Source organism: Candidatus Terasakiella magnetica (assembly GCF_900093605.1).
GTDB lineage: Bacteria > Pseudomonadota > Alphaproteobacteria > Rhodospirillales > Terasakiellaceae > Terasakiella > Terasakiella magnetica.
Map to the genome: position 1 here is coordinate 39,468 of NZ_FLYE01000001.1, position 12,580 is coordinate 52,047.

The following is a 12,580-nucleotide window of genomic DNA, read 5'->3' on the forward strand; positions in this document are numbered from 1 at the left end:
GATGACTAAAAGCGTTATTGATTATTTTGATCAAGCCGTGGAACGTTTTGCGGACCGCCCCTGTGTTGATTTCCTCGATAAGAAATATACTTATGGCGAAATTGCTGAACTGGTTGATCGTGCCGCAAAAGGCTTTCAACAACTCGGTGTGAAAAAAGGCAGTAAGGTCGGCATATGCTTGCCCAACACCCCTTATTTTGTGGTCTGTTATTACGCCATTTTAAAAGTGGGTGGCACGGTTGTTAATTACAACCCGCTGTATGTAGAACGTGAACTGGCCTATCAGATTGAAGATTCCCAAACAGAGATTATGATCACGCTTGATCTCAAACAAATATTTCCCAAAGTCGAAAAATGCCTAGAGACAACCTGCTTACAACGCATCATCGTATGTTCTATGTCTGAGGTGTTGCCTTCTGTTAAAAGTGTTTTGTTTAATGTTCTCAAACGCTCTGAACTTGTGGATTTTAATCGCGATCCGGCTCATTTATCCTTCACGCGACTGGCAAATACCGATGGGGCCTATAATGCGGTTAAGACCCTTGATGAGGATTTGGCGGTCTTGCAATATACTGGCGGCACCACGGGGCGGCCTAAAGGGGCCATGTTGACCCATGCCAATATTGCAGCCAATACCCATCAGGTACGTCACGCCATGCCCCCCATTGTTGAGGGGGAAGAATGTATGTTGGGTGTCTTGCCCTTTTTTCATGTTTTTGCCATGACGGTGGTGATGAATTTAGGGATATCCATTGGGGCAGAGCTTGTCTTATTGCCGCGTTTTGAATTGCAGCAGCTTTTAAAAACACTTTCTAAAAAGCAGGCAACCTTAGTCCCCGGTGTGCCAACCATCTATACGGCGATTAATGGGGCGTCGGATTTGGCAAAATATGATTTATCCTCCATCAAATTCTGTATCTCAGGCGGTGCGCCGCTGCCTGTTGAGGTAAAAAGCGATTTTGAAAGGCTGACAGGGTGCACAGTTGTGGAAGGCTATGGTTTGACCGAGGCCTCACCTGTCGCAACGGTAAACCCGCCCACAGGGGAGATTAAGGCAGGCTCAATCGGCTTGCCTTTGATCGATACAAAGGTTTCCATTCGCAATCCTGATAATCCGAAGATTGAAATGGCCCAAGGCGAGAAAGGTGAAATTGTTATTGAAGGTTCGCAAGTCATGGCAGGATATTGGCAGCGTCCAGAAGCCACAGAAAACACCGTGATTGACGGGCGGCTTCATACGGGCGATATCGGCTATATGGATGAAGAGGGCTATATCTTTATTGTAGATCGTATCAAAGATTTGATCCTCTGTTCGGGCTACAACGTGTATCCGCGCGAGATTGAAGAGGCGATTTATCTTCATGAAAGGGTGGCGGAATGTATCGTCATTGGTATTGAGGATGAGCACCGTGGACAGGCCCCAAAAGCTTTTGTAAAGCTGGTGGAAGGCGAGGAAGGTTTAACGGCTGACGAGCTGAAGGCATTTTTAAAAGATAAACTCTCGCGCATTGAAATGCCTAAAGAAATAGAAATGCGCGATGAGTTGCCCAAAACCATGGTGGGGAAATTATCCAAGAAGGAATTGGTTGAAGAAGAACGGGCTAAAAAGACCGCTTAACACATAGGGCTATATATTTTTTAACTTGCAAGTAACGTATAGGTAAGGTAACTTACTAATTATAACAAATGAAAGAGAAGATGCATTGTGGCACAGGAATTTTACACCGTACCGGAACTGGCAAAAGAGTTAGGCGTCACGCCGCGCGCCATTCGCTTTTATGAAACGAAGGAGCTCCTGGCCCCGCAACGTGCTGGAAATACGCGTGTTTATACGAAAAAAGACCGTGCCCGCCTGATCTTGATTTTACGTGGAAAAAAGCTGGGTTTTTCTTTGGCTGAGATACGTGAGTTTCTTGACCTTTACGAAACAAAGGTCGATCAGGTTGATCAAATCCAGATGTTAAGCGGCAAAGTGCGCCATCGCATAAATGACCTTGAAGAACAGAAAGTTGAACTTGAATCTGTTTTGGTTGAATTAAAAGAAATTGAAAAACAATGCCAAGATACCCTTATTGAAAAAAGCGTTGAGGTTAAGTAAAGAGCCAGAGTTAATAAAATGAAATAACAAGCCGCACCAAGTGGTCCGTATTCATCTAACTGGTTGATTACCTATAGGTAAGTTAAAGGACGGAGGCAGTATTATGAAAAGCGTCGTTATTGCGGGATATTCTCGCTCCCCCTTTCATTTCGCTAATAAAGGGGCCTTGGCAAAGGTCAGGCCTGATGATTTAGCCGCCTTCGTTGTTCGTGACCTGATTTCCAAAACAGGCGTCAATCCTGATGATATTGAAGATTTGATCTGCGGATGTTCTTTTCCTGAAGGTGAGCAAGGCTTTAACCTTGCGCGCATCATGGTGTTTTTAAGTGGCCTACCAAGCACTGTTGGCGGGGTGACGGTCAACCGTTTTTGCGGCTCAAGCATGCAAGCGGTCCATCAGGCTGCAGGTGCTATTGCCATGGGGGCGGGGGAGGCTTTCATTTGCGCAGGTGTTGAAAGTATGACACGTGTGCCGATCATGGGCTTTAACCCACTGCCAAATCCAACCCTTTATCACGATAACGCCAATGCTTTTATGGGCATGGGCGAGACAGCAGAAGTTGTGGCGCAGCAATATGATATTTCGCGCGACGCTCAAGAAAAGTTCGCCGTGGCTTCTCATGAAAAAGCGGCAAAAGCACAAGCTGAGGGGCGCTTTGATGATGAAATAGTCCCCATTAACGGTGTAGAGCGTGATGGCTGTATTCGTGAAGGCACCACACAGGATGATTTATCCGGGCTTAACCCTGCCTTTGATAAAGACGGCTCTGTAACCGCAGGCACCAGTTCCCCGCTCACCGATGGGGCGGCGGCAGTGTTGGTCTGTAGTGAAGATTATGCCAAGGCCCATAATATTGAGGCTTTAGCGCGCATTAAATCTGTTGCGATTTCAGGCTGTGCTCCCGAGGTGATGGGCATGGGGCCTGTGGGCTCAACCCGCAAAGCCTTGGCGCGTGCGGGGCTTTCACTGGAAGATCTGGATGTGGTTGAGCTTAATGAAGCTTTTTCCTCCCAATCACTGGCTTGCATAAATGAGCTGGGGCTTGATCCGGCAAAGATCAACCTTGATGGCGGGGCTTTGGCCCTTGGTCACCCCCTTGGGGCAACAGGGGCGCGCATCGTTGGTAAAGTGGCCTCCGTGTTAAAACGCGAAGGCGCAAAATACGGTTTAGCTACACAATGTATCGGCGGGGGTCAGGGGATCGCAACTATTGTGGAGGCGATCTGATGGGGATGATTAATAAAATATGTGTCATTGGCGCAGGCGTAATGGGCGCAGGTATTGCGGCCCATGGGGCAAATGCCGGACATGAGGTCTTGCTGCTTGATATCGTTCCAGACGGGGCAGATAATCGAAATGTTATTGCACAAGGTGCGGTTAAAAAACTGCTTAAATCCAATCCCGCTGCCTTGAGCCATAAACGCAATGCAAAACGCATCACAACAGGCAATATCGAAGATCACCTTGATCAAGTGTCTGAATGTGACTGGATTATTGAGGCGGTGATTGAACGCCTTGATATCAAACAGGATTTATATAAAAAGCTTGAGGCTGTGCGCAAAAAAGGTGCGATTGTATCTTCCAATACCTCCACCATTCCACTGGATAATCTTGTTGCAGGTATGTCGGATGATTTTGCGCAGCATTTTTGCATCACCCACTTTTTTAACCCACCGCGCTATATGCGTTTGTTGGAAGTTGTAAAAGGCGAAAAGACTAATCAAGACGTTATTAATAGGGTGAGTGAGTTTGCAGACCACAAACTTGGAAAATCCATCGTTCACTGTAAAGACCGCCCCGGTTTTATCGCCAACCGTTTAGGGGTGTATTGGATTTATATCTCCGTTCTGGAAGCCATGGGTCAAGGGCTTTCTGTTGAAGAGGCTGACGCCATTATTGGCAAGCCTTGTGGTATTCCTAAAACAGGTGTGTTTGGGCTGATGGACCTTGTGGGGCTTGACCTTATGCCTCATGTGATTGAGTCCATGGTGAACTTACTGCCCAGTGATGACCCGTTTGTTAAAGCCAAGCGTGAGTTGCCCCTGATTGAAAAAATGATTGCTAATGGCTATACTGGGCGCAAAGGTAAAGGGGGCTTTTATCGCTTAAACCGTGAGGGTGGGCAGAAGGTTAAAGAGGGGATTGATCTGTCTACAGGTGAATATCGCCCCACCATTAAATCAAGCCTATTAAGCGGGCGCACAAAAGTAAAAGACCTGCAAAAACTCGTCACGCATGAAGATAAAGGCGGCACATATGCATGGCGGGTTTTGGCCCACACGCTTTCTTATGCCGCCATGTTGGTGGGTGAAGCCGCAGATGATATTGCCTCAATTGATGAAGCCATGCGCCTTGGCTATAACTGGAAGTTTGGCCCGTTTGAGCTGATTGATAAGCTTGGCACAGACTGGTTTGCAGATAAGCTGGTTGAAGAGGGTTTTGAGCTCCCTGCTATTTTAGAAACAGCGCGGGGCAAGACGTTTTATCGCATTGAAGAGGGGAAACTCCAGTACCTCACCGCACAAGGGGGCTATACCGATTTAATACGCCCTGATGGCGTGATCATGCTGTCTGATATCAAGCTGAAATCAGAACCTATCTTGAAAAATGGGTCAGCTTCGCTCTGGGATATTGGGGACGGGGTGGTCTGTTTTGAATTTACCTCAAAAATGAATGCTCTGGATCCTGATACATTAACTTTATTGGGCAAAACCATTCGCGTGGTGAAGAAAAAATATAAAGCCTTGGTGATTTATAACGAGGGGACGAATTTCTCTGTTGGGGCAAATTTGGGTCTCGCCCTTTTTGCAGCAAATATTGCAGCATGGGGCGAGATTGAAAATATGGTGGAAACCGGACAGGATATCTATATGGCGCTGAAATATGCCCCATTCCCTGTAGTCTCTGCCCCAAGTGGTATGGCTTTGGGCGGGGGCTGTGAAATCCTGCTTCATAGTGATGCGGTTCAGGCTCATGTGGAAACATATACGGGCCTTGTTGAGGTGGGCGTTGGATTGGTGCCCGGATGGGGTGGCACAAAAGAAATGCTGCGCCGTTGGTCTATAAACCCCAAACATCCCCGCGGCATCATGCCCGGTGCAGCCAAGGCTTTTGAACTGATTTCCACCGCCAATGTGGCGAAATCAGCAGAAGAGGCCAAATCAAACCTGATTATGGGAAAAGAGGACGGCATTACCATGAACCGTTACCGTCTGCTCGCTGATGCCAAAGCCAAAGCCTTAGAGCTGGTTGAGGATTATGAAGCGCCTGAAAAACCTGTCTTTAGCCTTGCAGGTGAAAGTGGTCGTGTGGCCTTTGCTATGGCAGTGGGCGGTTTTGTGCGCCAAGGAAAGGCCACCAAGCATGACGCGGTGGTGGCCCAAGCCGTAGGTGACATTCTGACAGGTGGTGAAGAAGGCGACCCAACCGTTGAAATGTCCGAGCAGGATATCCTCGATCTGGAGCGTGAAAATTTCATGAAAATGGTGCGCCATCCAGACACATTGGATCGTGTTGAACATATGCTGCTAACCGGCAAACCGTTGAGGAACTAAGAAAATGGCAACATATAAAGCACCCATTCGCGACATGATGTTCGTCCTTTATGAAGTGATGAACGCCGATAAGCTGCCAGAGATGGAAAGCTTTGAAGAAGCAACGCGTGACCTTGTTGAACCGATTTTAGAAGAAGCGGGCAAAATTGCCGAGGAAGTCCTTTTTCCCCTTAATCGCAGTGGTGATGAAGAAGGCTGCATCTGGAGTGATGGTAAGGTCAGCACGCCAACAGGATTTAAAGAAGCCTATAAAACTTTTTGTGAAGGCGGATGGACCGGATTGGCCTGTGATCCAGCCTATGGCGGCATGGGGATGCCTAAGGCCATTGATAGTATGATTGCAGAAATGATCTGTTCGTCAAACCTGTCTTTTGGCATGTACCCGGGTTTATCGCACGGGGCCTATCATTCGCTCCATACCTTTGGCAGCGATGACATGAAAGATATGTATCTGCCCAAGCTTGTGGATGGCAGCTGGTCTGGCACCATGTGTTTGACGGAACCCCATTGCGGCACGGACCTTGGCCTTTGTCGCACAAAAGCGGAGCCGCAAAGTGATGGTTCATACGGCGTGACAGGGACAAAAATCTTCATCTCTGCAGGTGAGCATGACATGACTGAGAATATCATTCATCTGGTCTTGGCGCGCACACCCGATGCACCAGAAGGCATTAAAGGCATAAGTCTTTTTATCGTGCCGAAATTTATCCCTGATGATCAGGGGGATGCGGGCGAGGCCAATGGGGTAACTTGTGGCTCGATTGAACATAAGATGGGGATCAAGGCCTCTTCAACCTGTGTGATGAATTTTGATGGCGCAAAAGGCTGGCTTGTAGGGGAGCTTAACAAGGGTATGCGCGGCATGTTCGCCATGATGAATGCTGCGCGTCTTGCCGTGGGGATGCAAGGCCTTGGGCTGGCAGAAGCATCTTATCAAGGCGCCGTTGAGTACGCCAAGGAACGTTTGCAGGGGCGCTCTTTAAGTGGAGTGAAACATCCTGATAAACCCGCTGATCCGATCATTGTGCATCCAGATGTGCGCCGTATGTTGATGACACAGCGGGCTTATATTGAAGGCTGTCGCGCCATGGGGGCATGGGTGGCTGAAGAGCTGGATATCTCGCGCAGGCACGCAGATGACAAACGCCGTGAAGAGGCTGATGAGTTTGTTCAATTAATGACACCCATTGTCAAAGCACTTTTTACCGACCTTGGCTTTGAATGTACCAATATCGGCATGCAGGTTTTTGGTGGTCATGGCTTTATTCGTGAACATGGCATGGAACAATATGTGCGCGATTGTCGTATTGCCCAGATTTATGAAGGCACCAACGGCATTCAGGCCCTTGATCTGATTGGTCGAAAAATGCCCGCCAAGGCAGGGCGTAACCTGCGACGGTTTTTTCATCCCGTTCAGGACTATATTGAAAAATATGTCATGGATGAGGAAATGGGGGAATTTGTGCAACCCCTTGCCAAAGCCTTTGGGCGCTTGCAACAAGCCACAGGCCAGCTTGCACGCGTGGGGATGGGAAAACCTGAAGAGGCGGCTGCCGGGGCGACAGAATATCTACGTCTGTTTGGGCTGGTCGCACTGGCCTATATGTGGTGTCGTATGGTTGAGGCTTCAAAAGATAAGGCTGATGAGGATGAAAGTGGATTTTATGGGGCGAAAATTACGACAGCGCGTTTTTACATGGAGAAACTTCTCCCTCAAACCAACAGTTTGTTTGCCTCCATCATGGCAGGTGGGGCATCCATGATGGAACTGGATGAAGAGCTTTTTTAAAAGGGGATGATTGTGGGATCACTTGCAGGAAAAACGATCTTCATCACAGGGGGAAGCCGCGGCATCGGCCTTGCCATTGCCAAGAAATGTGCAGCGGACGGGGCCAATATCGCCATTGCGGCCAAAACGGCAAAAGCAAACCCGAAATTGCCCGGCACCATTTATAGTGCAGCTGAAGAAATTGAGGAAGCAGGCGGCAAAGCACTGGCGTTACAAGTTGATATTCGTGATGAAAATCAGGTGGCTGAGGCTGTAGCAAAAACGGTGGCTGAGTTCGGCGGGATTGATATTTGCATCAATAATGCCTCTGCCATTAATCTTACGGGCACGCTTGAAACACCGATGAAACGCTATGATTTGATGAACCAAGTTAATGCACGCGGCACGTTTTGTGTTTCACAAGCCTGCTTGCCCCATCTTTTAAGGTCCGAGAACCCTCATATCTTAAACCTGTCACCACCACTTAATATGGATGCTAAATGGTTTGCACGACATACGGCCTATAGTATGGCAAAATATGGTATGAGCATGTGTGTGCTGGGCATGGCGGCGGAGTTTGCCTCACAAGGTGTGGCGGTCAATGCACTATGGCCTAAAACGGTTATTTATACAGCAGCCCTTGCTATGTTGGGTGATCTGGTGAAACCGGAAAATTGTCGCACACCCGAGATCGTTGCGGATTGCGCCCATATCATTTTGCAACGTGATGCCAAGACCCATACCGGGAACTTTTATATTGATGAAGATGTATTGAAAGAAGAAGGTATTACGGATTTGGAGCATTATGCGGTGAAAGCTGGTGAACCACTACTTCCTGATCTTTTTCTCTAAATGAACAAAGGCCACACCGGTCGGCGTGGCCTTTGCTGCGGAAGGTAGTGAATGTTACTCTTGGTAAGCAGAGTAACGTTACAAGAAAGTGTAATTTGCGAGATCAGCTCCCCTGTAACTGCAGCGCACAATGATGCAAATGATATGCAGAGTCAATAGCAAATGCGAACCATTCGCAAAAATATTTATAATATGGAGAGGTTTAGAAAGATGGGTTAGTCAGCAGCAACTTCTTTAAGGATGAATTCAGCAAATTCAAGGTCTTCCCCATATTCTTCACCAAGTTCTTCCATATTGTCGTCATCTTCTTCAAAACGCCATTCAACAAGGACCTTATTGCCTGCTTCTGCCGTTTCATCAAAGAGATCAAACAGCCCCATGAGAATTTTAGCCGTTGAGCTGTTGAAATAGATGAGCTCAAAAGTGAATTTAATCTCACTAGCATCCTGATCTTCAAAATGACTTTCGAGCCTTTCCATTAGGGGGCCAAAAAATTCGTTCACATCTTCCGGATATGATTCCCCGCGCATAGTGAACACATTGGAATCAAAATCAAATTCGATTTCGGGTGAGCGTTCCGTTGCGGCAATTTTCACGTTTTCCATTTTTGAAGTCTTCTTTCTTATACGTATGCTTTAATGCTGAAATAACTGCGGTCGTTATCGACTGGCATAAAATCAAATTCAAAACCTTTTTGGGCGCGACGTGCAATATCAATAAAGCCAACACCTGCGCCTTTGCTGCCGTCTGGTGTATCGCCTCTTAAGGTTTCTTTATAAAGTTTTTTAAGGCCGGGTGCATCCAGTTCCTGAATATGTTTCAGGTTGTTGCCAAGACGCCTAACATCTTTGTCTTCTATCAGGTTTGAACAGGAGACAAAAAAGCTTCCATCTGCGTATCCAACGGAGAGGACACCAAAGCGGAGCTCTTTTTGAACATCACCAGACATGAATTCTTCTTTTTCAGCTGAATAGCGAATGACATTTTGCACTTGTTCAACAAATAGGGAGAAAACGCTTCGTGCGACTTTCTTATCTGCTTCTTCCAATTCTAGCTTCATGCGGATGGCTTGACCAATACCGCTTAGGACATCCTCTGTCATATAACCGCTATAACAGAAGATAATGCCTTTTTCTGCTAATAGGTTGCGAAATTCGTACATTTCGTTTGCTAGCATATGTACGCGCCTCCACTCATCAAAACCGTTACAGCGTTTTATAATTACACTTTGCGTTTAAGATAACTCGTTTTTCTTTGACTTATCAATAGGCTTATTTTGTTTTTATAAATGTTTAGGTTCTGGCTCTAAGCCAGTGAGGGACGTTTTGTGAAAAATTTTCGTGCAAGGACAATCAGGACAATGGCACTTACATTCATAATTACGGCATAAATAATTGCAGGGACCATCAACTCTGGCTTTTCTAGCACATTAATCGCCAAGAAAATGGCAAGGGCGACATTTTGCAGGCCGCACTCAATGGAGATGGTGATTTGCTCTGGGGGGCTGCTTTTAAGATAAAAGGCGCTTAAAAAGCCAAAACAGATGGTGGCGATGTTTAGCGTGATAAGGTCGAGGCCAACATCAAGGAAGTGAGTGGCGATATTATCTTTATTAGCGATGAAAGCTCCTGCAACGATGAGGGCGAAAATAACGGTTGCCGTGCGTCTCAAGCCTCTTTGATGTTTTTCACATAAATCAGGTTTTTTTGCTTTTAAAACCATACCTAAAGCAATGGGCAGCGCGGTAATTAGAAAAATGCCACCCATAACGCGGCCTACTGGCATGGTGATTGTGGTGCCTTCCCCAACAAGGAATTGATAAGACAGACCTAAAATGACAGGCACGGTGATGATGGAGCACAGGCTGGTAATAGCTGTCATACAAACGGAAAGGGCCGCATTGCCCCCTGCCAGTACAGAAAGCAGGTTTGAGGTGATGCCACCCGGGCAAGCCGCAAGGATCATAAGGCCAAAGGCAAACTCAACAGGGCCTGTGTAAAAACTGGCGATAAAGAGGGCGATTATGGGCAATAAAACAATCTGATTTGCAAGGCCCACGAATAAGGACTTGGGATGAGCTAAGACTTGCTTGAAATGGGTCAGGTTTAAGCCTGTGCCAACAGCAAACATGATAAAGGCCAGACCAATGGGCAAAAGTTGTTGTGCAGTCATAGGGATCAAATGTCTTTCGCTACCAGAACGCAGAAGTTGTTAAAATTATAGAGATATCAGCAGTTTCTACCTTGAAAGTCCAATATTAATTCCCACTTATTTAGTAGGATAATCACATAGAAATGAAGACGTGCGAAGCGTTTATCTGGGCCTTCCTCTTAAAAAACGGTTCGCGCCGGGAAGTAAGGAACGTGTCATGGAAGTTTTCGATTTATATTCAGAAATATACGCAAAGGAACGCCAAGAAGAAATGGCGTTGCAGGAGTATCTGCTCGGATGCCGCGATGATCGCATGATGTATGCGAGTGCGGCGGAACGCATGGTGACAGCCATGGGGGAGCCTGAGCTTATAGATACCAATAGCGACCCCGTTTTAGGGCGTATTTATCAAAACAGAACAATTAAGGTCTATCCCTCCTTTAAAGATTTTTACGGGATGGAAGACACCATTGAGCGCATAGCAGGTTATTTCAACTATGCGGCCCAAGGTTTGGAAGAAAAAAAGCAAGTGCTTTACCTGTTGGGGCCTGTGGGTGGCGGTAAATCATCAATTGCAGAGCGACTTAAAGCTTTGATGGAAGAATACCCCATCTATGTTTTGAAAGCCGGGGACGAAATAAGTCCGGTTTTTGAATCACCGCTTGGGCTTTTCGAGACTTCCAAATTCGGGGACTTGTTTGAAGACAAATATAAAATCGCACGTCGCAGATTATCCGGTCTGATGTCCCCGTGGGCCGCAAAGCGGATGCAGGAGTTTGACGGTGATATTTCTAAATTCACCGTTGTGAGAATGATGCCGTCAAAACTGCATCAGCGTTGCGTTGCCAAGGTCGAACCCGGCGATGAAAATAATCAGGATATCTCAACCCTTGTGGGGAAAGTCGATATTCGCCAGTTGGAACATTTCAGCCAGCATGACCCGGATGCCTATAGTTTCTCAGGCGGTCTAAACCGCACGACACAAGGCATCATGGAATTTGTCGAAATGTTTAAAGCACCCATTAAAGTGCTTCATCCGTTACTGACAGCCACACAGGAAGAAAACTATTTGGGGACCGAAAGTTTTGGGGCTTTCCCGTTCCAAGGTATTGTGCTGGCCCATTCAAATGAAAGTGAATGGCAGCAGTTTAAGAACAACAAGAATAATGAGGCCTTTTTAGATCGTATTTGCATTATCAAGGTGCCTTATTGCCTGCGTGTGAGTGAAGAAACCAAGATTTATGAAAAGCTGTTAAATAATTCCAAGCTTTCAGAGGCGACTTGCGCACCGGAAACCTTGCGCCTTATGTCTCAATTCTCTGTGCTGACACGTCTAAAAGCGCATGAAAATTCCAACCTTTATTCAAAAATGCGGGTCTATGATGGTGAAAATCTGAAAGATACAGACCCCAAAGCCCGCTCTGTACAGGAATATCGTGATATGGCAGGCGTGGATGAAGGGATGACGGGGATTTCCACCCGCTTTGCCTTTAAGGTGCTTTCACAAACCTTTAATTATGATACGGCAGAGATTGCTGCTGATCCGGTACATTTGATGTATGTGTTGGAAATGGCGATCAAGCGTGAGCAATTCCCAAAAGAGCAAGAAGAGGAATATCTCAATTTTATCAAATCAGAACTGGGCCCGCGTTATGCTGAATTTATCGGTAATGAAATTCAACGCGCCTATTTAGAATCCTATTCAGAATATGGGCAAAACCTGTTTGATCGCTATATCGCTTATGCCGATGCATGGATTGAAGAACAGGATTTCAAAGACCCCGATACGGGCCAGATGTTTGAGCGTGAAATTCTTGATGGGGAACTGTCAAAAATTGAAAAGCCAGCAGGCATTGCCAATCCGAAAGACTTCCGCAATGAGGTGGTGAAATTTGTGCTGCGCGCGCGCGCCAATAATAAGGGTAAAAACCCGCTTTGGACCTCTTATGAAAAACTGCGTGATGTGATTGAAAAACACATGTTCAATCAGGTTGAAGACCTGCTGCCTGTGATTAGTTTCGGCACCAAGAAAGATGGGGATACGGAGGCTAAACACGGTGAGTTTGTCGAAAGGATGAAAGAACACGGATATTCGGAACGTCAAGTCAGGCGTTTAGTTGAATGGTACATGCGTGTCAATAAAGCGGGGTAAGCAC

10 protein-coding genes are annotated in these 12,580 nt (G+C 46.6%); 7 read left to right on the plus strand and 3 right to left on the minus strand.

The genetic code is table 11. The features are described from left to right. The first annotated feature begins 1 nt into the window (after nucleotide 1). The 6 genes from MTBPR1_RS00015 (at nucleotide 2) to MTBPR1_RS00040 (ending at nucleotide 8,273) form a co-directional block, all read left to right on the plus strand. Nucleotides 2-1,618, plus strand: coding sequence for a long-chain-fatty-acid--CoA ligase (locus tag MTBPR1_RS00015; protein WP_069185509.1), 1,617 nt, complete (start codon nucleotides 2-4; stop codon nucleotides 1,616-1,618). An 87-nt stretch (nucleotides 1,619-1,705) separates the two neighbouring features. Beyond that, the gene (locus tag MTBPR1_RS00020) at nucleotides 1,706-2,098 is read left to right on the plus strand and encodes a MerR family transcriptional regulator (RefSeq protein ID WP_069185510.1); all 393 of its coding nucleotides are present in this window, start codon (nucleotides 1,706-1,708) and stop codon (nucleotides 2,096-2,098) included. A 103-nt stretch (nucleotides 2,099-2,201) separates the two neighbouring features. After that, entirely contained in the window at nucleotides 2,202-3,326 is a 1,125-nt protein-coding gene (locus MTBPR1_RS00025; protein ID WP_069185511.1) for a thiolase family protein, read from the plus strand. Then, nucleotides 3,326-5,653 carry a 3-hydroxyacyl-CoA dehydrogenase/enoyl-CoA hydratase family protein gene (locus MTBPR1_RS00030; protein ID WP_069185512.1) on the plus strand — a complete coding sequence of 776 codons (2,328 nt, stop codon included), beginning with the start codon at nucleotides 3,326-3,328 and terminating at the stop codon, nucleotides 5,651-5,653. The genes MTBPR1_RS00025 and MTBPR1_RS00030 overlap by 1 nt, the downstream gene beginning before the upstream one ends. 4 nt (nucleotides 5,654-5,657) lie before the next feature. After that, nucleotides 5,658-7,442 (plus strand): acyl-CoA dehydrogenase C-terminal domain-containing protein, encoded by a 1,785-nt coding sequence (locus MTBPR1_RS00035; RefSeq protein ID WP_069185513.1) that lies wholly within the window; start codon nucleotides 5,658-5,660, stop codon nucleotides 7,440-7,442. Between the two features lie 12 nt (nucleotides 7,443-7,454). Continuing rightward, entirely contained in the window at nucleotides 7,455-8,273 is an 819-nt protein-coding gene (locus MTBPR1_RS00040) for an SDR family oxidoreductase (protein ID WP_069186041.1), read from the plus strand. A 215-nt stretch (nucleotides 8,274-8,488) separates the two neighbouring features. Here the strand turns inward: MTBPR1_RS00040 and MTBPR1_RS00045 are convergent, their stop codons facing one another. The 3 genes from MTBPR1_RS00045 to MTBPR1_RS00055 form a co-directional block, all read right to left on the minus strand. Further along, a complete protein-coding gene (locus tag MTBPR1_RS00045; RefSeq protein ID WP_069185514.1) occupies nucleotides 8,489-8,878 on the minus strand; it encodes a DUF1987 domain-containing protein in 390 nt (129 codons plus the stop codon). A gap of 17 nt (nucleotides 8,879-8,895) precedes the next feature. Next, nucleotides 8,896-9,450: a SiaB family protein kinase gene (locus MTBPR1_RS00050; protein WP_069185515.1), complete on the minus strand. Its 555-nt coding sequence runs from the start codon at nucleotides 9,448-9,450 to the stop codon at nucleotides 8,896-8,898. A 128-nt stretch (nucleotides 9,451-9,578) separates the two neighbouring features. Beyond that, the gene (locus MTBPR1_RS00055; RefSeq protein ID WP_069185516.1) at nucleotides 9,579-10,445 is read right to left on the minus strand and encodes a bile acid:sodium symporter family protein; all 867 of its coding nucleotides are present in this window, start codon (nucleotides 10,443-10,445) and stop codon (nucleotides 9,579-9,581) included. A 196-nt stretch (nucleotides 10,446-10,641) separates the two neighbouring features. Between MTBPR1_RS00055 and MTBPR1_RS00060 the strand changes: the two genes are divergently transcribed. Next, nucleotides 10,642-12,576 carry a PrkA family serine protein kinase gene (locus tag MTBPR1_RS00060; protein WP_069185517.1) on the plus strand — a complete coding sequence of 645 codons (1,935 nt, stop codon included), beginning with the start codon at nucleotides 10,642-10,644 and terminating at the stop codon, nucleotides 12,574-12,576. The last annotated feature ends 4 nt before the right edge of the window (nucleotides 12,577-12,580 follow it).

What these genes read in the sequence shown, in the direction of transcription:
- MTBPR1_RS00015 (WP_069185509.1), top strand. Translation starts at nt 2, where the DNA reads ATGACTAAAAGCGTTATTGATTATTTTGATCAAGCCGTGGAACGTTTT.
- MTBPR1_RS00025 (WP_069185511.1), top strand. Translation starts at nt 2,202, where the DNA reads ATGAAAAGCGTCGTTATTGCGGGATATTCTCGCTCCCCCTTTCATTTC.
- MTBPR1_RS00030 (WP_069185512.1), top strand. Translation starts at nt 3,326, where the DNA reads ATGGGGATGATTAATAAAATATGTGTCATTGGCGCAGGCGTAATGGGC.
- MTBPR1_RS00035 (WP_069185513.1), top strand. Translation starts at nt 5,658, where the DNA reads ATGGCAACATATAAAGCACCCATTCGCGACATGATGTTCGTCCTTTAT.
- MTBPR1_RS00045 (WP_069185514.1), bottom strand. Translation starts at nt 8,878, where the DNA reads ATGGAAAACGTGAAAATTGCCGCAACGGAACGCTCACCCGAAATCGAA.
- MTBPR1_RS00050 (WP_069185515.1), bottom strand. Translation starts at nt 9,450, where the DNA reads ATGCTAGCAAACGAAATGTACGAATTTCGCAACCTATTAGCAGAAAAA.
- MTBPR1_RS00055 (WP_069185516.1), bottom strand. Translation starts at nt 10,445, where the DNA reads ATGACTGCACAACAACTTTTGCCCATTGGTCTGGCCTTTATCATGTTT.
- MTBPR1_RS00060 (WP_069185517.1), top strand. Translation starts at nt 10,642, where the DNA reads ATGGAAGTTTTCGATTTATATTCAGAAATATACGCAAAGGAACGCCAA.